Raw genomic sequence first — 18,981 nt, 5'->3', positions numbered from 1 at the left:
TCTGTTCGACTTGTTTCCGGCATAACCGCCAGGCTAATCATTTGGATAGAGTGGAGGTTGACAATGCTGACCGAAAAAGGATTATGGACACGTCTGCGCACCCGCCTGATCTTTACGGGCCCGACATTATTTGCGTTTGCTACAGTGATGATTATTCCATTTTTGTATGGTATATATTTGACGTTTACGAACTGGGATGGCATTGCTATCGATCAAAACTTTGTTGGCTGGGATAATTACATCGGTGTGTTCAAGGACACCGTGTTCTGGAAATCATTCGGGATGACGCTGGAGTACGTATTTATTACCGTTGTGCTGACCAATGCGGTTGCCTTCCTGCTCGCTTACGCTGTAACCCGGGGAATGAAGGCACAGGGCTGGTTTCGTGCCGGATTTTTCCTGCCGAATCTGGTGGGCGGAATCGTGCTTGGTTTCATCTGGCAGTTTATATTTAATCAGGTACTGGTCTTTGCAGGACAAAAAATGAATCTCACGCTGTTTTCCACCTCCTGGCTGGCTGACCCGGATAAAGCGTTCTGGGCACTCATTGTGGTGACCGTTTGGCAGTATGCCGGCTATATGATGGTGATCTACATTGCAGGACTGATGAATGTGCCGAAGGATGTTATGGAGGCAGCCAGTATTGATGGGGCAAGTAATCGCAAAATGCTGGCGCGCATTGTATTGCCACTGATGGTTCCTTCGTTTATTGTATGCATCTTTTTGTCACTGCAACGGGGATTCATGGTGTATGATCTGAACGTCTCCCTGACCAGTGGCGGGCCCTTCAAGAGCACAGAGATGGTGTCCATGCATGTGTATGAGCAGGCCTTTCTTGCTCGTGACTACGGATTGGGTCAGGCAGAAGCCTTTGTTCTGTTTATCCTTGTAGCCGCCATTACATTGCTCCAGGTCTATTTCAGCAAAAAACTGGAGGTCGAGGCATGATGGCTGGACAATCGCGCATTCTCAACTGGATGAAGTTTATTGCATTAATCGTTGTGATGATTTTGTTTGTATTTCCTTTTGTACTTCTGATCGTCAATTCGTTCAAGGCTAATCAGGCAATTACCTCCGATCCGCTGGGGTTGCCAAGCTCCTTTCAATTCGATAATTACGTCAATGCGTTTGACAAAATGGGATATGTATCCGCCTTCAGCAATTCGTTGCTCATTACCATTGCAGGTGTATTACTGATTGCTCTTTTTGCGGCGATGACAGCACATTACTTTGTTCGTCACAAAAGCAAGCTGAATCAGTATCTCTTTTTCCTGATGGTAGCTGCCATGATTATTCCGTTCCAGGCCATTATGATTCCACTGGTTAAAATATACGGCTCGCTCAGCCTGCTGGACAATAAGTGGTCGCTGATCTACATGTATATTGGCTTTGGCAGTCCGCTCGCCGTATTTATCTACCATGGCTTTATCAAAAGTATTCCCCTGGAGCTTGAAGAAGCGGCTCTAATGGATGGCTGCGGCAGAGTGCAAACCTTTTTTCGCATCGTACTGCCGGTGTTGTTGCCAACAACCGTAACGATTAGCGTACTGAATGTATTGTGGATATGGAATGACTTTTTGCTACCATCCCTGGTGCTGACTTCATCCGAGCAGCGAACGCTGCCGCTGTCCACGTTTTATTTTTATGGAACATACACCGTGGATTACGGTCCATTGATGGCTGGTCTGGTGTTGACGCTGCTGCCTGTACTGATCGTTTATCTGTTTGCGCAGAAGTACATTATTCAGGGGGTCATGCAAGGGGCTATCAAATAAGTACAGTTGGGTGATATAGAGAGAGAGACAGGAGTGAAGGACATATGAACCAGGAACGATACGAGAAGCAGGAACTAGACACAAGGCAAGAGACAGACCCTGGACTGACGAGTTCTTCGGCTCAAACGAAGGAGAGTTATACACTCGACCGGGCCAACGCATATATCAAGGAGCATCGACATCAGGTTGATCCAACCTATCGAATGGCCTATCATTTGATGCCAGAGGTGGGCTGGATGAATGATCCCAACGGCTTCATATATTTCAATGGGATGTATCATATGTTCTATCAGCATTATCCCTACGAACCGGTATGGGGGCCGATGCACTGGGGCCATGCGGTGAGCCGTGATTTGGTTACGTGGTCTTATCTGCCTGTTGCACTGGCACCCGATCAGAGCTACGACAGTGGAGGCTGTTTCTCCGGAAGTGCAATCGTTCAGGATGGCAAGTTGGTGCTGATGTACACGGGGCATGTCGTGACTGGACCTGACAAGGATAACGATTACTTGCAGACACAGAATATCGCTGTATCGGACAATGGGATTGATTTTGTCAAAAGTGCGATGAATCCGATCATTCGGCTGGATCAAATCCCAGAGCATACCAGTCCGAAGGACTTCCGTGATCCGAAAGTGTTTGAACGAAACGGTGTGTACTATTGCGTCCTTGGATCGAATGATGCTGCGGGCAAAGGCGTCATTCTGTTATATCGTTCAACGGACTTGCTGGATTGGAGTTATGTTAACATTATGGCCCAGAGTGACGGGACGCTTGGCGACAATTGGGAATGTCCCGATCTGTTCACACTGGATGGCCGAGATGTGCTGATCATGTCTCCGCAGCGCATGCCTGCTCAGGGTGATAACTATCGCAACTTGCATTCGACCGTTTATATGATGGGAACACTGGATGAAGACTCGGGTGTGCTGAAGTACAAGCAGTACGTTCCGCTGGACTGTGGCTTCGACTTTTACGCACCTCAGACGATGGAGGATGCACAGGGGCGACGAATTATGGTGGCCTGGATGGATACGTGGGAAACGGAAATCCCGACACAACAGTCCCATGCCTGGGCTGGAGCGATGACTTTGCCAAGACAACTAATTCGCAGGGGAGAACGATTGATATTCCAGCCTCTTCCCGAACTTATACAGTACAGATCGGAAGGCACCGAGCAGTATGGTATACATCTAAACGATGATGAACATGTTCTTGATCTTGGAGTCAGCGGAGACCGTTACGAACTGTATGCTGTATTCGAAGCGGAACAGGCACGACACTTCGGGTTGAAGCTGCGCACGGGTGAGGATGAAGAAACAGTGATTTCCTATGATGTAGAGCAGCGCCGTCTATGCTTGAATCGCGAGCATGCCGGGCAAGGGCCGGGCGGAGAACGAGCTGCGACAGTGGAACTGCTTGGCGGGAAGCTGGAACTTCATATTTTTATGGATGTCAGCTCCGTTGAGGTGTTCATTCAGCAGGGAGAGCAGGTGATGACAGGGCGGATCTATCCTGGGCCGAACTCGACGGGTATTAAGGCTTTCTCGTCCGGAACGTGTACGTTGACTGAACTTCGCAAATGGGATTTACGTATTCCTCGATAAAATCTTTTCTAAAATACAGCCTTGACCTTGAAGTATACTTCAAGGTTTATTCTTGATTCATCAAGGAATAATGGAGGCTGAAAAATGAGAATTTTAGAATGGATTTTAGTAATCGTGACAGTTATTAGTGCAGTGGTCATGTTGGTGGCTCCCAAACGCCGGGTAGTGGGGGGCGGTACGTTGTTGGCACTGGTGCTGGCTATCCTTTTGCATGGGGTAATGGATCATTTTCGTGTGCAGTTGCTGCCTACCTATATCGTGGTCCTTGTTTTACTGATTGTATTGTCCGTTCAATTATGGAAGTCCGGGCGCAATATTCAGAATACACAGAAACAGAAACGTCGATCGTGGTTCAAAATCATTTTGGCATCCATTCTGGTGCTGGCTCTTAGTGCAGGTACCATTGTGCTGACGTCGTTTTTCCCTGCATTCACGATGCCTGAATCGACAGGTTCATTTGCCATAGGAACCTTTTCGCAGCAGTTAACGGATGATTCCCGGGAAGAGACCAAATCGGATGAAACGGGAGATAAGCGGGAACTCATGATCAACGTCTGGTATCCTGTAGATCAGGAAACTGCCAAAGGATTGCCGTTAGAGCATTATCCTGCCGAGTTGGGAGAGGCGATCAGCCTGGTATTTGGCATTCCACCAGTGGTATTCAGTTACCTTGACACGATTCCGACGCATGTTGTTAAAGGTGCCGAGGTATCTGCTGCACAGAGCAAGTATCCTGTATTACTGTTTTCACCGGGGATACGTTCTACTCGCTTTCAAAGTATGACCGCGATCGAGGAGCTCGTAAGCCACGGCTACATTGTGGTTGGTATCGACCATCCGTATACATCTGCACAAGTTACATTCTCGGATGGCCATGTCGCTTCTTATCAGCCGGACCCTGACTTCCCAACCTCCAAAGAACTATATCAATATAATATAAAAGGGATAGGTATACGTGCAGAGGATGCAAGCTTTGTACTGGACACTCTCACACAGTGGAATTCACATGATCCGAATCAATTGCTCGAAGGCAAGCTTGATCTGGATGCTGTCGGTATCTTTGGTCACTCCTACGGCGGTGCAACCACGGCGGAAGCGCTGGCTCAGGATGACCGTTTCCAGGCAGGACTTAGTTTGGAAGGCGGATTCTGGGGTAAAGTATCCACGACAGCCTTGAAACAGCCGTTTATGTATATCATGTCAGGTGGGACAGCCAAAAGTCTGGACCCCGACGCCACTGCCAAGGATAAAGTATTTTATCCCGAGTTTGAGCCTGATCTGGATCGGGTGATGACAAGCAGTCTCAATGACACCTATTATCTGACAGTGGAGAATTTCTTTCATCAAAGCTTTACGGATATTTCGTTAATTTCACCAAAAATGTTTGCCAGAGGCATAACACCAGAACATAATGTAGATATCACCAGATCATATACGCTGGCATTCTTTGATCGTTACCTCAAAGGAAAAGAGCAGCCATTGTTACAAGGCCCTTCATCCCAATTTCCTGAGGCTACGTATGACAGCAAGTACACCAAGCTACGTCACCAAAAAGCGGAATAATCCCACAGAAGGATGGAGGGTATCTATCGATGGAAACCATGACAAGGGGAACGTTGGCCAAGCGTACCGGTGTGAGTATGGCCACCCTTCGTTATTACGAGGATAGCGGGATTCTGCCCGCTCCCCGTCGTTCATCCAACGGATACCGGGTGTATACAGAGGATTATCTGGTCAAAATTAAATTTATTAAGGATGCCCAATCGCTGGGATACTCTCTAAAGGAAATACAAGAGACCCTGCAACTGCTTAGCCAGGAGGACATGGAAAGTGATACGTTAAAAATACGGGTCCGTGACCGAATCGCTGACATTCAAAAGCATATCGATCACCTTGAACAGATGCAGATTCATCTGGCCAGATTGCTCAAGACGCCAGAAGATGATATCCATAGCTATATTCAGTCGTTCAGGGTGAAAAAGAAAGAGCAGGATGAGATTAACCCATAAAGTCAGTGTATTTAGTTGGGTGGCTTATTCAAGAAGCTGATGCAAATAGGGAAAGAGTCTCAGAGCCGTAATCGCGGCTCTTTTCCTGTTTAGGAGAACACAGGCGTCGACTATCGAGCAGGGAATCGGAGATTTAAAACGAATACATAGTGTAGTTTGCCAATACATAGTGGTGGTTAACGTGATTTCAATATTCTAATAATGAAATTCACACCATAAAGGAGTAAGATTTTCTATGAGGGATTTACAAGGTTTTGTATCCGATTACATCAAAGGAAAGAAACATCTGCATCTTGAGATTGGCGCTATTACGAAGGGAGATATCGAATATCATTCATTAGGCAATCCCCAAAAGAAGAGCTCGGCTGCCCCTGAACACAGGTTGTTCGAAATCGGCTCTGTAACCAAACTTTTTACATCTATCCTTCTATTAGAATTGGAACGTCAACAGCTACTTTCCACGGATAACACTGTTGGCAAGTACATACACAACGGTAAAAACGATTATTTGAATAAGGTTACCTTAAAAAGTCTTGCGACGCATACCTCTGGATTACCCGGAGTTGCCACAAATCTGTCCTCGAAGAAAAATCGATACAATCCGTATTCAAATTATACGGAGGATGATTTACTTGCTTTTTTATCTGATGCTGACTTTACGGATCAGATGGGTTCATTTGAGTATTCCAATACCGGCGTGGGCTTACTGGGCTATATCCTATGTAAAGTATCAGGCAGTACATATGACGATCTGCTTAAAAAATATATCACAGGTCCATTAAACATGACGGAGACAGCTGTTATGCTGAATGCAGAACAGAATGGCAGATTTGTGGATGGACATACATCAACGGGGAAAAAAATGCCTCACTGGGATACTGGTGTTCATGAAGGGGCAGGGGCGATCAAGTCATCTCTTCACGGTATGTGTTTATTTGTGCAGGCCAATCTGAATGAAGATCATCCGCCATCCTCTGCAATACAACAAAGTCACATGCCTGCAATGATTGGAGATTCGACTCATCGTTACGGCTGGTTTAGTGATAACATCTCAGATCAGAATATTCTCTGGCATAACGGTGGCACATTTGGTTTTTCTAGTTATTTGGCTATAAATAAGGAACAGAGTATAGGGGTTGTATTATTATCCAATTATTGTTTTGGATCAGCCTCCATTGTGGATGAGTATCTGGATGCGATATTCAAGTTTATAACTAAAAAAGACCTTTTTCCACTCATGCCGCTGGACCCTGTGGGGAATAATATACTGGAAGCAATGATGCAGAGATAAATGCAGAAAAGTCACCTCCAAAGCGAACTCCCGAAGTACATCCTCGGGCGCTCTCTTCTGAAGGTTTCTTTTAGTTCTATCTTAATGATCTCAATCAAGTTAAGCCCGCTTCACGCAGAAAATGGTGCACAATCTCCGTCTGATACTTGATACGGGTAGAGCGTTTCAGACTCCAACAGGTCTCCACCGTGACGGAACGGGCTTGTAATAGTCTTGAAGCCGCTGTACGGGCAGAACCCAGCAGTTCATGCTGCTTGAGGTTGAAACGACGATCACGAATGGCAATCGACCGATTCATCCGTTCGATAACTCTTCTGCAAGCTGGAATCGTCCGACTGCCGGGATTAGTGATCAACGTCTGTCCAAGCACTCGTGAACTCAGTTGAGACAGGCCGTTGGCTTCATGCAGATCAAGCCACCAGTCGGCCCGATGTTCACGCGCCAGCTGAAAAACCGCCGCAGCGAGCGGATGTTTGGCCTTGCCTGACATACGGCGTGGAAACGTACGATTCAGATCTGGCTTGCCTCTGATTTTCTTTGCGTAGGCTTGCTGGTTCACACGTGGCACGATAATTAATAGCCCTCGCTGAATGACAGGGCGACCTGTCGCACAATCATCTGCGAGTTTTTGCGCAGCGGCCATACTCGACGTTTCGTTCCCGTGAACCCCGGAAGTAATGAACATCACCGGGCCCGGCATCATGCCACGTACGATGTAATAGGGAGTGGCGTGTGCGCTGGATGCTGCAAGGACATGTTTGGTCACAAGCATGACGCTTCACCTCCGTTATTACAGTACGCCATGTCCCTCTTTCATGTAACGGCGTAAGAACAGGTCTTCATCCTATTTCCTCACAAAATGGGCCAATTAATACACCCGGTGGATGATATCTTCGAAATCGGGTTCTTTCATCTCCACATCTTCAATTTCTCCCCAGTGTTCCAGCTGTTTTAGAATGTCCATTGTGCTCCATTCCTTCCGGTTCACCTCCACGGTGACAATCTGCCCTTCCACTCCTGTAATGTGTATCGCGGGCGATATAACGTCGGGGAGGTGAAACGCTCCCCGGAATGTTACTCGAATCAACGTAGGAAGTCCGATGGTTTCGCGAAGTGACGAGATCGTGCCGTCATATGTCAGTTGACCATGGTTAATCACCATGACTCGGCTGCATAACTGCTCGATATCGTCCATGTCATGTGTGGTCAGCAGAATCGTTTTGCCAAATGTTTCATTTAAGGTACGTAGAAACTGACGAATGTTCCGTTTCGCGTTCACATCCAGTCCGATCGTTGGTTCATCGAGAAAAAGCAGTTCGGGATCATGCAGCATGGAAGCTGCGAGATCCGCACGCATGCGTTGTCCAAGCGAGAGCTTGCGGACAGGCGTGGCCCAGAATGATTCAAGGTCCAGCAGCTCAGCGAACTGGGACAGCCGTCTCTTTTTATCCTCGGCACGGACGTCATACATCTCGGCCAGAATATCATATGAATCTTTTACAGGCAGATCCCACCAGAGCTGACTGCGCTGTCCAAACACGACGCCCAGTCGACCAACGGTTCTGCGCCTGTCCTGATGCGGGTTCATACCGTCAAGTAGTACCTCACCCGAGGTTGGGTGGAGGATACCTGTCAGCATTTTGATGGTGGTAGACTTGCCAGCCCCGTTCGGACCGATGTAGCCTACAAACTCCCCTTGCCCGATATCAAAACTGATATCGCGTACCGCTTCCTTGGACACATACTCACGTGAAAATAACGTACGTAAACCGGAGAAACGCCCTTCGCGAATAACAGGAGTTTTGAATTCCTTTTGCAGATGCCTTGCTGTGATCATGTTCATGATTCGTTTCGCCTCCTTAGCTACCTGTACTTTGATATTTGGTCATGCCGAATTGCCAGAAACGCAGACTTGCAGCCAAGCTCAGTACGGCAACCGCCGCAACAGCAACAAGAATCCACGCTCCTCCTTCCCCCCGCAGTAGATAGAGTGACGGGATGTAGTTGACGAATCCCACGGGAATCACCGTTAGCAGAATGCCAGACATCCATTTGGGATATAACGTTAGCGGATATTGGGCAGCCGTTCGTGCTGCATCCTCAGTGATCGTCTGTAATTCCTCGATGCGTGTGGTCCAGAATCCGAGTGTGGCGGTAGCGAGTCCGATGGAAAAGAGAATGACTGCCCCCGTCAGGATAATGAGCAGGGAGAAAGGGATGGCTATCCAGCCGATCTGTCCGCTGTGCATCATGCCTGCCAGAGACCAGCAGAGAATGAACCCGCCTTGCAGGACTTCCCCAGCCATGATGCGGAAGTTCTGGGGCAACAGGGCCAACAATACGGGCATAGGACGTGTTAACAATTGATCAAGCTCACCATTGACCAGATATTTTTCCAGATGGTGAACCTCATTGCCGAATGTGCGGTACAGTGTTTTGGATAAGGTCATGATGGCGAAGAGATAACCAATCTCATGGAGGGACCAGCCTTTAATCGCTCCGAATTTGTGCAGCACCAGAGCAACCATCAGAAACTCGGAGATCTGAATTAAAGCGGCGAGTACGGATGCCATAATGAAATTGAACTTGTATTGCATCCGGCTGCGGATGCTTGTTCGAATGAGCATTTTATATAAATTGAACCAGGAAGTCCGTTTCATCCGCCCTGCACCTCCACTTTACGACGTAACACCTGGGTAATCGCAAGACAGATCAACGTCATGAAGACGCACCAAAGCAAGGTTCCCCATAGCAAGGAGCCATCTTCGAAACCAAGGTAGATTCGGGTAGGTACATACAGCAGGAAAGGGTAGGGTGATAGCCAGGCAAGTTGTTCAAGCCAGTCCGGCAGCCATTCCAGCGGAATGAAGAAACCAGCCAGCAGATTCATCATGGCGTGATTGCCCCAGTGAAGCCAGGAAGACTCCGTGGTCCACATCGACGTAGCACCAATGATGTAGTTCATGCAGATGGACAAGTATGCGGCGCCGGCAAGACCAAGTGCGGCATAGAACAGCGTTGAAACGTCTGAGGGCCAATCCAGGGAAAAGACAATGGAGAAGAGCAGGTAGATCGGAATACTTTTGTACACGAACTGGTAGGCAATCTGCCCCCATTCGCGTGCCATCAGGTGGGTGAACAGATGAACAGGCCTCATCAGATCCAGTGCGATCTGCCCTGTCCTGACGGTTAAGGGAATACCCAATCCGTTCGTGAGAAAACCCGAGATCCAGAGAGAGGATTGCGTGAACGCAATGTAACTGATCATCCCCTGTGTCCCGTATTCCCCGAGAGTATGGTCGGCCCCGATGCCGATCCAGAGGCAGGCATACATGTAACCAAACATGGCGCTTGCCAAGTTATGTACCATGTGTGCCCCGCGGTATTGCAGATTCCGGGAGTAGGCTTTGGAAGCCAGAGTGAAATAAAGCATGTGACACCTCCGATAAGTGGATTGAACGGCGTTTCCGTTCACTTCAGTCAAGGCGAAAAAGAGAGAAGGACAACAGCATACCAATTTATTCCTTCACAGGCAAGACATTTTTTTAGCTAATAATGGTATTAACAGGGTTGTTCATGATTGCGCCACAAGACAACGGTCTGTCCGTTCATTTATAATTAAGAGGTAGTATCGCAAACGTTTACAACGTGAAATATTCAAATTTTAAATAAAAACCGCCGGGCTTGTGCCTGATGATTGGGATACAGAACGAACAATCCGGCAAGAGAGAAGGATGTCATGAAGAAAATTGCATGGGTCACCGACAGTACCAGTACACTGGATCCCGTTTTTGCGGAGCAAAATCATATCTATATCGTACCGCTGCGCATCGTATTTGGAGAGGAATGTTACCGGGAAACCGATGACATCACATCTGAAATGTTCTATGAGAAACTTGCGGAGTCTTCACGTGCGAGCAGTTCGCAGCCACCCATTGGTGAGTTTATTGAACTGTATGAGTCGCTCAAAGACAAGTACGATGAGATTATTACGATTCATTGCTCTACTGCACTGAGCGGAACGCTGCATACGTCCATGCAGGCTGCAGAGATTGCAGGAGTGACGGTGACCGCAATTGATTCAAAGGCAGGCGCCTATCCTCACCGTGAGATGATTATGCAAGGACTGGAATGGCAGAAGCAGGGATGTTCAGCTGCCGAGATCAAAGTAAACATTGAACAGATGATTGATAACATGTCCTTTTACCTCATACCGGCCAGTCTTCAGCATCTTCACCGCAGTGGGCGGGTGTCGGGTACACAACTGATCATCAGTCAACTGCTCAAGATCCATCTGCTGCTTCGATTTGAAGAGGGCAAAGTGGTTGTGAATGAGAAGATTCGCACGTTCAAGCGGACGAAAGAGCGCATGCTGGATATGCTCAAGCTGGATGTGGGGAAAGTAAAGCATGTGTGCATTATGCATGCGAACAATCAGGAAGAAGCCGTTACAATCAAAAAACAGATTGCAGCTCTGCTGCCTAGATTAAAGACCGAAATCATGCCGTTCATCCCTGTAGTAAGTATCCATGCAGGTGCAGGAACCATTGGACTATGCTGGATCCACAGCGAGAACGGATATAGAGATTAGAAGCACCAGCATTCATCTATAGACTCTTATAGACCTGGCAGGAACACACTTGATGTCAAAGTGGTGCTCCTGTCAGGTTTTTTCGTATGTCATTGCCAATTCAAACAAACTGTGAGGTAATAAAGGAAAAAATGTTCATGTTGGAGGGGAACTCGTGTCAAGTCACCGCTTGTTGCTTGTTGAAGATGATCGTTCAATTAGTGAAATGGTCGGGCCTTATCTGGAAAAAGAGGGCTACGACGTCACTTATGCATATGACGGCTTAGAGGCAGAACGTCAGTTCAGCCAGTCACAACCTGAGTATGATCTGGTTATTCTGGACCTGATGCTCCCTCGCAAAAGTGGGATGGATGTGTTGCAAACCATTCGGGCAGTCAGTTTGGTGCCTGTGCTCATTCTGTCTGCGAAGGATGGGGAGGTGGACAAAGCGCTAGGTCTGGGCTTCGGCGCAGATGATTACTTGAGCAAACCGTTCTCGTTAATCGAACTGACTGCCCGCATCAAAGCTGCGATTCGCCGCGCCAATTATATCACTCCGCCTGTGACTGAAATGGTTAAAGATCAACGTATTCATATTGGAGGACTTGTGGTTGATATGGAGACGTACGAGGTGGAGCGTGAAGGTACACCCGTCAAACTGACATCCAAGGAATTTGGCATCCTGAAGCTATTGGTTACCCATCCTGGCAAAGTGTTCACCAAGGCGCAGATCTATGCTTCCGTTTGGAACGATCATTATTATGGAGACGAAAATATCATTAACGTACATATGCGTCGTCTGCGTGAGAAACTGGAGGCAGATCCTTCGGCTCCCCAATATATCAAGACACTCTGGGGCATCGGGTATAAGCTGGAGGCGGAGCAGGGATGACATTGATTTTTGCCATTACAACGGGTATTCTGGCCATTGCCGTCATTGTATTGTGGATGAAATTCCGGAAACGCAGCCAACACCTGTCGTATATTCATGAGAAAATATCCGATATTTTGGATCAAGGCACCTTTGAGCGTTTGCTTGTATTCGACAGTGATGATCAGGTTAGCCAGCTACTGAAAGACATGAACCAGCTGCTGGACTATGCCCACCGCGCCAAAGCCGGTTATGCGAACCAGGAGAAGGAGATGCGCAATATGCTCTCCAACATTTCGCATGATCTGAAAACGCCGCTCACCGTTGTGCTGGGTTATAGTGAGACCTTGCTGCACGGCCCATCATTAACCGATCAGGAACGGAAGATCATGACGGAGAAAATACAGGATAAGGCGCAGGAAGTGTTACGTTTGATTCATTCTTTCTTTGATCTGGCGAAGCTTGAGTCCGGAGATACGGAGCTGGTGCTTAGTCGAGTAAATTTAAGCGAATTATGCCGGTTGAAGATGCTCTCCTTTTATGAAATGTTGACGGATCTGGGGTTGCACGTGGAGCTGGAGATACCTGATGGTGATATCTTCGTGCAAGCGAATGAAGAGGCATTGGACCGTGTGCTGGATAATCTCATTACCAATGGGATGAAATATGGAGCAGAGGGTAAGGTGCTAGGACTTTCGCTCGACCATTCGATAGGTGGACCTGTGACGCTGCAGATCTGGGACCAGGGAAAAGGGATTCCTGAGAGCGAGCATAGTCGTGTGTTCGAACGCATGTATACGCTGGAGGATTCCCGTAATCGACTCTATCAGGGCAGCGGCCTTGGTCTGACGATCACGAAGCGGCTAATCGAACGGATGGGTGGAAGCATTCATTTACATAGTGTGCCGTATCAACGGACTGTATTTTCAGTTACCTTAAAGGCTTGGTAGAGCCGTTTTGGCGTTTCCGATCAAGCTTAAGGTTTTTGTAAGATTTGATTAATAAAAATGCAGACTTTTCTCTTTACAATATAGATATAGGAACCCGGACAGGGGACGTAAAGGAGAACAAGACGATGAATTATATCGCACGAACAATAGATGTGACCAAAGTATATGAAGGGGCAGAGGTTGTATCCAACGTCAATATGAATATTAAGCAAGGTGAGATCTATGGGTTTCTTGGTCCGAATGGTGCAGGTAAAACAACCATCATGAAGATGCTGACCAATCTCGTCAAACCAACCACAGGGGAGATAGAACTGTTTGGGGAGAAGCTTACGCCGACCTCCTATGAAGTATTGAAGCGAATGGGCAGTATTATTGAATATCCTTTTTTCTACGATAGACTGTCTGCTCGCGAGAATCTGGAGCTTCACTGTGAATACATGGGATTCTACAACAAAAAGATCATCGACAACACGATGGAAATGGTAGGGTTAAAAGATACGGGCAAGAAACCGGTTAAAGACTTCTCTCTGGGCATGAAGCAGAGGCTAGGACTGGCTCGTGCACTCATAACCACACCTGAACTGCTCATTCTGGATGAACCGATTAACGGATTGGATCCGGTAGGGATCCGAGAGATGCGAGATTTGTTCAAGCGACTTAGCAATGAGTATCGAATCACCCTGTTGGTCTCCAGTCACATCCTTGGCGAGATTGAGCAGATTGCCGACACGGTTGGTGTCATTCGCGGCGGTCGTTTGGTGGAGGAAGTCTCGATGGAGAGCATTCGTGGAAGTCAAAATGAGTACATCGAGTTACAGGCGGTAGATATCCGCAAAGCGACCTATGTCATTGAACATCAGCTGGGTTTGAGCAATTATAAACTGGTCGATGACCATACGTTGCGTATCTATGATCCGGGCATCATTCCATCGGAATTAACCACCAAGCTGATCCAGCATGGCATTGAGATCGAATCGATATCCAAACGGGCACATTCCCTGGAAGAACACTTCATGAAGCTTGTAAAAGGGGATGAACACGTTGCTTAAACTAATCAGGCTTGAGATGCGGAAGCACCGCTTTGCACGAAATTTTGCAGGTGCAGGTATTGCCAATATAGCCGTTCTTCTTTTCCTGATCATGATTGGATTTGTGGATGTGGGAGCGGAAGATTATGCCTATGCCGATTACCAGACTGCCTTTATGATTATTGATACGTTTGTGAGAGCGACCTTTATCATATTTGCAGGAGCTTTATTATCCAAGCTGGTGATCAGTGAGTATAGAAATAAAACGATGAACGTCATGTTCACCTATCCCATCCAGCGTCATAAAATCATCGCTGCCAAATTGATTATCGTGTTTGGTTTTACATTTGTGATGATTATGGTTACCGATCTGTTGATGGGTTCACTGCTGTTGATTGTTAATCAATTCTACTCCTTCATTCCTGGATCATTGACGAATCAGGATATATTGGGACTTCTGGTGAAGTACAGTATGAGTTCCTTATCAGCTGCAAGCATGGCGCTCATTCCCTTATTCTTCGGTATGCGTAAGCATTCTGTTACAACGACAATGGTCTCGTCCATTTTGCTGGTTTTTATTGTCTGCTCCGGATTCAACGGCTCGGAAGTTTCCATTCATTCGCTTATTGTTATCCCTCTGACCCTTGGAGCTATAGGGATATGGATTGCTTCGATGTCCATGGTTCGTCTGGAGACCAAAGATGTGAACTGAATCATTCTAAAAAGCATGCTCCGTATGGCTTCAGATGCCATTGACATCCGCTCGTACAAGGGATAGGATAATGTCAACTGAGACACGAAGGAGAATATAACTACCATGACGATTCCAAAGACATTAACAATAGCTGGTTCGGACACGAGCGGCGGTGCAGGTATTCAAGCTGATTTGAAAACTTTTCAGGAGCTGGGTGTGTATGGCATGACCGTACTGACTACGGTTGTGGCAATGGAGCCCGATACATGGGATCACCAGGTCTTTCCTGTAGAATTAAATGTAGTTGAAGCGCAGCTTCGCACTGTTCTGGACGGCATCGGTTTCGATGCGATGAAGACAGGTATGCTCGGTTCTGTAGATATTATTGAACTGGTAGCGAAACATATTCGCCGCAGTGGTCTGCCACAGATCGTTATCGATCCGGTGATGGTCTGCAAAGGTACAGACGAAGTACTGCAACCGGAAAATACGGAAGCGATGATCGAATTCCTGTTGCCAGGTGCCGATCTGGTTACACCTAATCTGTTCGAAGCATCCCAACTGGCGAAGAGTGGACCGATTCGCTCCAAGGAACAGATGGAAGCAGCGGCAGCAGCAATTCATGCCCATGGTTCGAAGCATGTACTGATCAAAGACCGAGGTGTGATTAACCCAGGTAAAGCAATGGATCTACTCTATGATGGAACCAACTACGAATGGTTTGAAGCCGATGTTGTCGGCTCCGGATATACGCATGGTGCGGGCTGCACGACGTCTGCGGCGATTACCGCGGGGTTGGCTCGTGGTCTTACAGTGAAAGAGGCTGTTCGTGAGGGTAAAGCCTTCGTGACCAAAGCGATTGCAGGCGGATTCCCGCTGAATCGTTTTGTTGGTCCTACACTTCATGTGGCACATCGTCTGGAGCAACAACGTTAAGTGTTGCCAGGGAGCGCGCAGTCGTAGCGCATCACTTTTGGATAACACAAATCGATTTCATTCAAGTAGCTGTCAATGAGCAGGAAGTTGCTCGTTGGCAGCTTCTTTTTTGTGCGCATTTTGATAAAAATTAGTAACTTTTGGCTTATATTAATCGTATATATCATGGGGTTCATTCCAAAACATGTATGGACACATGAACGACACATGGAATAGGTATGTTATGATCAGAAATCTAAAAAGGAGAGTCGGCCATGATCAGAACAGTGCTTCTGGTGGAAGATGAAAGCCGCATTCGTGAGATTGTGGCCGATTATTTCATAAAAGAACAATGGAACGTCTTAGAAGCAGAACATGGAGTACAGGCATTGGAACTGTTGGCATTGCATGAGGTGGATCTGGTTATTCTGGATGTTTTGATGCCTGAAATGGATGGATGGACATTATGCGGGCATATTCGATCCCAATCCACCGTACCTATTATCATGCTGACTGCACGGTCTGAGGATGACGATAAAATTCATGGATTCCAGCTGGGCGTAGATGATTACGTCACGAAGCCATTCAGTCCACGTGTGCTGGTTGCACGTGCAGAGACCTTAATGAAGCGGGTTGAAGGTTCATTTGCAAGAGAGCAAGGTGTGATTCGCTTCGGACAGGTAACCCTTGATCCATGGGCTCGGCGGCTGGAGAAGGACGGGGTTGAAGTCGAGCTTGCGCCAAAGGAATATGATCTGTTGCTCTATTTGGTGCGTAATGCAGGCATTGTATTGTCCCGGGATTCCATTTTGAATCGGATCTGGGGATTTGATTTTGAAGGTGACTCGCGTGTTGTGGATACTCACATCAAGAAGCTGCGCAGCAAACTGGGTGAAGAAGCCAAGTGCATCCGGACAGTGATTGGCACCGGATATCGTTTCGAGGCAGAAGCATGAGAAGAAATGGCGTAACGATGAAGCTATTCCTGGTCATGGCAGGATGCCTGGTTCTTTTATACGGAACGACGGTTTTTGCCCAGTTGGTCTGGTTTCCCGACTTCTATCAGCATCAAAAGGTCAGCAGTATGAAGAAAAAGCTGTCCAAGTTCGAACAGGAATACTCCAATGGGCATTGGAGTGATTTACAACTAGCTAAGGAGACCGGGAAGTTCATGCGTCAGAATCAGTCTCATCTGGTCATTCTGACGAATACCGGAAGACTGGTTAATGACCCGTTCCACATTACGCTGCTTCAAGAGGACGGGAGTCACGTGAAGGTGTCCTTGTCCTTGTTTATCAATAGTGAGAATGCAGGCTGGATTACGTCCCATCTGAAGTATGGGCAGGAACTGACGGTTAGAGGCCCTTCCAGCGGGTCCATGGTCTATCCATTCGAAATCCAGGATGCCAATTCTGTTGCATGGGGAACGGCAAGTTTTCAGGAATCGATTGAACCGGTACAGGAATGGTCAGGTGTATTGACCGAGGTTGTTCTTCCCAATCTGGCAACGTGGAGTCAGAGGCAGGGACTGCTGGTGCAGGCACTGGATAGTCGTTTCCCTTTATCCACCGAAGACCAACTTGCCTTGGCAAATGGCAAAATGCTCAATGAAGAATGGATGGATAGCTGGAGTGGTGTTCGCAATGTCATCACCATCGCTCCAGTGCATCGTTCAGGACCTGAGCAACAACTGATCTTCTCGCTCACTTCTCTGCAAGAGATGCGGGAAGCGAATGAGGCAACACGTTTATTTTATGCGTATTTTGGTATTGGCGCATTTGTATTGATTCTGTTATTGGCGTTGCTCCTGTCCCGAATTGTAACGAAGCCGCTCCTGGCTTTGAACCATGTCGCCAAGAAAATGTCTACGCTGGATTTCACGGTGAAATCACCCATCCGGCGTAATGATGAAATCGGCAGTCTGTCTAACAGCCTCAATGCCTTATCGGGAACCTTGGGTCAGACACTGGAAGAGCTGAGGCAGGCCAACACGCAGATGCGTACAGATATGGAAATGAAGCAGGAGATTGAACAGCGTCAGCGCAAGTTTTTTGCCGATGCATCACATGAACTTAAGACACCAATCAGCATTATTAAGGGATATTCTGAAGGGCTGAAGGATGGCGTGAGTGAGAGCAAACGGGAGCGTTACATTGAGATCATTGCCGATGAGGCTATCAAAATGGAAACGATGGTTGAAGAGATGCTGGATCTGGTGCGACTGGAATCCTCAGCAATCCAATTGAATACGGATGCTGTTGCACTGGCTGACATGATTGAAGATATCTCCGGCCGTCTAGGTCCGCAACTGAAGGACAAAGGATTGGATGTGGTGCTTGTATCTACAACAGAGCAGACGGTTGAGGGTGACCGAAGCAAGCTGGAGCAAGTTATTTTTAATATGATGATGAATGCTATACGCCATGCGATACCACATACCGATATAACTATTGAGATTAGCAGGCGTGACGGTTTTGTCCACATTTCTATTGAGAACAAGGGCGAGCACATTGCTGAAGCTGAGCGGCAGTTTATATGGGAGAGGTTCTATCGGGTAGAGCGTTCACGTAATCGCAAAATGGGGGGAACCGGGCTCGGCCTGGCCATTGCGAAGCAAATCCTTGATCTGCATGGGTGCAATTATGGCGTGGAGAACACACCGGATGGAGTCCGTTTTTATATTATTTTTCCTAAAGCCTAGTACGAAAGGGAGTCAATCTTATGAAGTCTTTACCATCGATTTTAACCTTGGGGAATCTGAGTTCAGGCATGCTGGCAGTCATTATGGCTATTCATGGTGAATTTGCCCTGGCTGTGATGATGATATGGGTAGCGATGTTCTTTGATCTGTTTGACGGGTATGCGGCTCGTAAATTGCATTGTGAGGGTGAGTTCGGCAAGTCCCTGGACTCGCTTGCGGATGTAGTTTCATTCGGAACAGCCCCCGTGCTGATTCTGTACCTGAATTCCATGATTGAAGTGAATGTGCTGGGGATGGCACTGACCGCATTGTTCCCGGTTTGCGGTGCTTTGCGTCTGGCCCGTTATAACTGTCAGAAGACAGCAAGCAGCGGTTTTGTTGGAATGCCGATTACCTTTGCCGGAGGTCTGATGTCCTTTTTCGCGCTCTGGAGTCCTTATTTCACACATGGTGTAGCCTATCTTGTCATTATTGTATTATCCGGTCTCATGGTGAGCCAAATCCGATTCCCGTCTTTAAAACAAGTGCTAGCCTCACATGAGAAGGATATTGTGGAACCGAAATAAGGAG

The 18,981-nt window shown here is 47.4% G+C and carries 19 protein-coding genes; 15 read left to right on the top strand and 4 right to left on the bottom strand.

Annotated elements, in window-relative coordinates; translation table 11 throughout:
- Positions 1 to 63: 63 nt before the first annotated feature.
- The 6 genes from AC1S8V_RS25880 (at position 64) to AC1S8V_RS25855 (ending at position 6,682) form a co-directional block, all read left to right on the top strand.
- Positions 64 to 948, top strand: coding sequence for a carbohydrate ABC transporter permease (locus AC1S8V_RS25880; RefSeq protein ID WP_091019202.1), 885 nt, complete (start codon positions 64 to 66; stop codon positions 946 to 948).
- Positions 945 to 1,775 (top strand): carbohydrate ABC transporter permease, encoded by an 831-nt coding sequence (locus tag AC1S8V_RS25875; RefSeq protein WP_397387109.1) that lies wholly within the window; start codon positions 945 to 947, stop codon positions 1,773 to 1,775. The genes AC1S8V_RS25880 and AC1S8V_RS25875 overlap by 4 nt, the downstream gene beginning before the upstream one ends.
- 44 nt (positions 1,776 to 1,819) lie before the next feature.
- Positions 1,820 to 3,382, top strand: coding sequence for a glycoside hydrolase family 32 protein (locus AC1S8V_RS25870; RefSeq protein WP_482071312.1), 1,563 nt, complete (start codon positions 1,820 to 1,822; stop codon positions 3,380 to 3,382).
- 84 nt (positions 3,383 to 3,466) lie between these two features.
- A complete protein-coding gene (locus AC1S8V_RS25865; protein WP_482071311.1) occupies positions 3,467 to 4,945 on the top strand; it encodes an alpha/beta hydrolase family protein in 1,479 nt (492 codons plus the stop codon).
- Between the two features lie 29 nt (positions 4,946 to 4,974).
- Positions 4,975 to 5,391, top strand: a complete 417-nt coding sequence (locus AC1S8V_RS25860; RefSeq protein WP_482071310.1) for a MerR family transcriptional regulator — start codon at positions 4,975 to 4,977, stop codon at positions 5,389 to 5,391.
- Positions 5,392 to 5,626: 235 nt separating this feature from the next.
- Complete coding sequence (locus tag AC1S8V_RS25855; RefSeq protein WP_482071309.1) at positions 5,627 to 6,682, top strand: serine hydrolase domain-containing protein; 1,056 nt, start codon at positions 5,627 to 5,629, stop codon at positions 6,680 to 6,682.
- Between the two features lie 94 nt (positions 6,683 to 6,776).
- On the opposite strand, the gene AC1S8V_RS25850 is transcribed toward AC1S8V_RS25855, so the two are convergent.
- From AC1S8V_RS25850 to AC1S8V_RS25835, 4 genes are all read right to left on the bottom strand, one after another.
- Positions 6,777 to 7,454 carry a succinylglutamate desuccinylase/aspartoacylase family protein gene (locus AC1S8V_RS25850; RefSeq protein WP_482071308.1) on the bottom strand — a complete coding sequence of 226 codons (678 nt, stop codon included), beginning with the start codon at positions 7,452 to 7,454 and terminating at the stop codon, positions 6,777 to 6,779.
- Between the two features lie 96 nt (positions 7,455 to 7,550).
- Positions 7,551 to 8,519, bottom strand: a complete 969-nt coding sequence (locus AC1S8V_RS25845; protein ID WP_482074589.1) for an ABC transporter ATP-binding protein — start codon at positions 8,517 to 8,519, stop codon at positions 7,551 to 7,553.
- Between the two features lie 22 nt (positions 8,520 to 8,541).
- Positions 8,542 to 9,342: an ABC transporter permease gene (locus AC1S8V_RS25840; RefSeq protein WP_133387183.1), complete on the bottom strand. Its 801-nt coding sequence runs from the start codon at positions 9,340 to 9,342 to the stop codon at positions 8,542 to 8,544.
- Positions 9,339 to 10,115: an ABC transporter permease gene (locus AC1S8V_RS25835; RefSeq protein ID WP_482071307.1), complete on the bottom strand. Its 777-nt coding sequence runs from the start codon at positions 10,113 to 10,115 to the stop codon at positions 9,339 to 9,341. The genes AC1S8V_RS25840 and AC1S8V_RS25835 overlap by 4 nt, the downstream gene beginning before the upstream one ends.
- 306 nt (positions 10,116 to 10,421) lie before the next feature.
- On the opposite strand from AC1S8V_RS25835, the gene AC1S8V_RS25830 reads away from it, so the two are divergent.
- The 9 genes from AC1S8V_RS25830 (at position 10,422) to pssA (ending at position 18,977) form a co-directional block, all read left to right on the top strand.
- On the top strand, positions 10,422 to 11,273 hold the full coding sequence (locus tag AC1S8V_RS25830) for a DegV family protein (RefSeq protein ID WP_482071306.1): 852 nt from the start codon (positions 10,422 to 10,424) through the stop codon (positions 11,271 to 11,273).
- Positions 11,274 to 11,478: 205 nt separating this feature from the next.
- Positions 11,479 to 12,144 (top strand): response regulator transcription factor, encoded by a 666-nt coding sequence (locus AC1S8V_RS25825; RefSeq protein ID WP_482074588.1) that lies wholly within the window; start codon positions 11,479 to 11,481, stop codon positions 12,142 to 12,144.
- On the top strand, positions 12,141 to 13,073 hold the full coding sequence (locus AC1S8V_RS25820; RefSeq protein WP_482071305.1) for a sensor histidine kinase: 933 nt from the start codon (positions 12,141 to 12,143) through the stop codon (positions 13,071 to 13,073). Before AC1S8V_RS25825 ends, AC1S8V_RS25820 begins: the two co-directional genes overlap by 4 nt.
- Positions 13,074 to 13,198: 125 nt before the next feature.
- Positions 13,199 to 14,122 carry an ABC transporter ATP-binding protein gene (locus AC1S8V_RS25815; protein ID WP_482071304.1) on the top strand — a complete coding sequence of 308 codons (924 nt, stop codon included), beginning with the start codon at positions 13,199 to 13,201 and terminating at the stop codon, positions 14,120 to 14,122.
- Positions 14,115 to 14,813, top strand: coding sequence for an ABC transporter permease (locus AC1S8V_RS25810; protein WP_482071303.1), 699 nt, complete (start codon positions 14,115 to 14,117; stop codon positions 14,811 to 14,813). Before AC1S8V_RS25815 ends, AC1S8V_RS25810 begins: the two co-directional genes overlap by 8 nt.
- Before the next feature lie 105 nt (positions 14,814 to 14,918).
- Positions 14,919 to 15,731 carry a bifunctional hydroxymethylpyrimidine kinase/phosphomethylpyrimidine kinase gene (gene thiD, locus AC1S8V_RS25805; protein ID WP_145325859.1) on the top strand — a complete coding sequence of 271 codons (813 nt, stop codon included), beginning with the start codon at positions 14,919 to 14,921 and terminating at the stop codon, positions 15,729 to 15,731.
- Positions 15,732 to 15,985: 254 nt separating this feature from the next.
- The gene (locus AC1S8V_RS25800; protein ID WP_482071302.1) at positions 15,986 to 16,666 is read left to right on the top strand and encodes a response regulator transcription factor; all 681 of its coding nucleotides are present in this window, start codon (positions 15,986 to 15,988) and stop codon (positions 16,664 to 16,666) included.
- Entirely contained in the window at positions 16,663 to 18,411 is a 1,749-nt protein-coding gene (locus AC1S8V_RS25795) for a sensor histidine kinase (protein WP_482071301.1), read from the top strand. The genes AC1S8V_RS25800 and AC1S8V_RS25795 overlap by 4 nt, the downstream gene beginning before the upstream one ends.
- A gap of 20 nt (positions 18,412 to 18,431) precedes the next feature.
- Positions 18,432 to 18,977: a CDP-diacylglycerol--serine O-phosphatidyltransferase gene (pssA, locus tag AC1S8V_RS25790; protein WP_215077935.1), complete on the top strand. Its 546-nt coding sequence runs from the start codon at positions 18,432 to 18,434 to the stop codon at positions 18,975 to 18,977.
- The last annotated feature ends 4 nt before the right edge of the window (positions 18,978 to 18,981 follow it).

The organism is Paenibacillus sp. B46(2026) (genome assembly GCF_056786355.1).
This window is presented reverse-complemented; position numbering and strand designations above follow the sequence as displayed.

Excerpts from the sequence above, each read along its gene's own strand:
- AC1S8V_RS25880 (WP_091019202.1), top strand. The coding sequence starts at position 64 with ATGCTGACCGAAAAAGGATTATGGACACGTCTGCGCACCCGCCTGATC.
- AC1S8V_RS25875 (WP_397387109.1), top strand. The coding sequence starts at position 945 with ATGATGGCTGGACAATCGCGCATTCTCAACTGGATGAAGTTTATTGCA.
- AC1S8V_RS25870 (WP_482071312.1), top strand. The coding sequence starts at position 1,820 with ATGAACCAGGAACGATACGAGAAGCAGGAACTAGACACAAGGCAAGAG.
- AC1S8V_RS25865 (WP_482071311.1), top strand. The coding sequence starts at position 3,467 with ATGAGAATTTTAGAATGGATTTTAGTAATCGTGACAGTTATTAGTGCA.
- AC1S8V_RS25860 (WP_482071310.1), top strand. The coding sequence starts at position 4,975 with ATGGAAACCATGACAAGGGGAACGTTGGCCAAGCGTACCGGTGTGAGT.
- AC1S8V_RS25855 (WP_482071309.1), top strand. The coding sequence starts at position 5,627 with ATGAGGGATTTACAAGGTTTTGTATCCGATTACATCAAAGGAAAGAAA.
- AC1S8V_RS25850 (WP_482071308.1), bottom strand. The coding sequence starts at position 7,454 with ATGCTTGTGACCAAACATGTCCTTGCAGCATCCAGCGCACACGCCACT.
- AC1S8V_RS25845 (WP_482074589.1), bottom strand. The coding sequence starts at position 8,519 with ATGATCACAGCAAGGCATCTGCAAAAGGAATTCAAAACTCCTGTTATT.
- AC1S8V_RS25840 (WP_133387183.1), bottom strand. The coding sequence starts at position 9,342 with ATGAAACGGACTTCCTGGTTCAATTTATATAAAATGCTCATTCGAACA.
- AC1S8V_RS25835 (WP_482071307.1), bottom strand. The coding sequence starts at position 10,115 with ATGCTTTATTTCACTCTGGCTTCCAAAGCCTACTCCCGGAATCTGCAA.
- AC1S8V_RS25830 (WP_482071306.1), top strand. The coding sequence starts at position 10,422 with ATGAAGAAAATTGCATGGGTCACCGACAGTACCAGTACACTGGATCCC.
- AC1S8V_RS25825 (WP_482074588.1), top strand. The coding sequence starts at position 11,479 with ATGGTCGGGCCTTATCTGGAAAAAGAGGGCTACGACGTCACTTATGCA.
- AC1S8V_RS25820 (WP_482071305.1), top strand. The coding sequence starts at position 12,141 with ATGACATTGATTTTTGCCATTACAACGGGTATTCTGGCCATTGCCGTC.
- AC1S8V_RS25815 (WP_482071304.1), top strand. The coding sequence starts at position 13,199 with ATGAATTATATCGCACGAACAATAGATGTGACCAAAGTATATGAAGGG.
- thiD (WP_145325859.1), top strand. The coding sequence starts at position 14,919 with ATGACGATTCCAAAGACATTAACAATAGCTGGTTCGGACACGAGCGGC.
- AC1S8V_RS25800 (WP_482071302.1), top strand. The coding sequence starts at position 15,986 with ATGATCAGAACAGTGCTTCTGGTGGAAGATGAAAGCCGCATTCGTGAG.
- AC1S8V_RS25795 (WP_482071301.1), top strand. The coding sequence starts at position 16,663 with ATGAGAAGAAATGGCGTAACGATGAAGCTATTCCTGGTCATGGCAGGA.
- pssA (WP_215077935.1), top strand. The coding sequence starts at position 18,432 with ATGAAGTCTTTACCATCGATTTTAACCTTGGGGAATCTGAGTTCAGGC.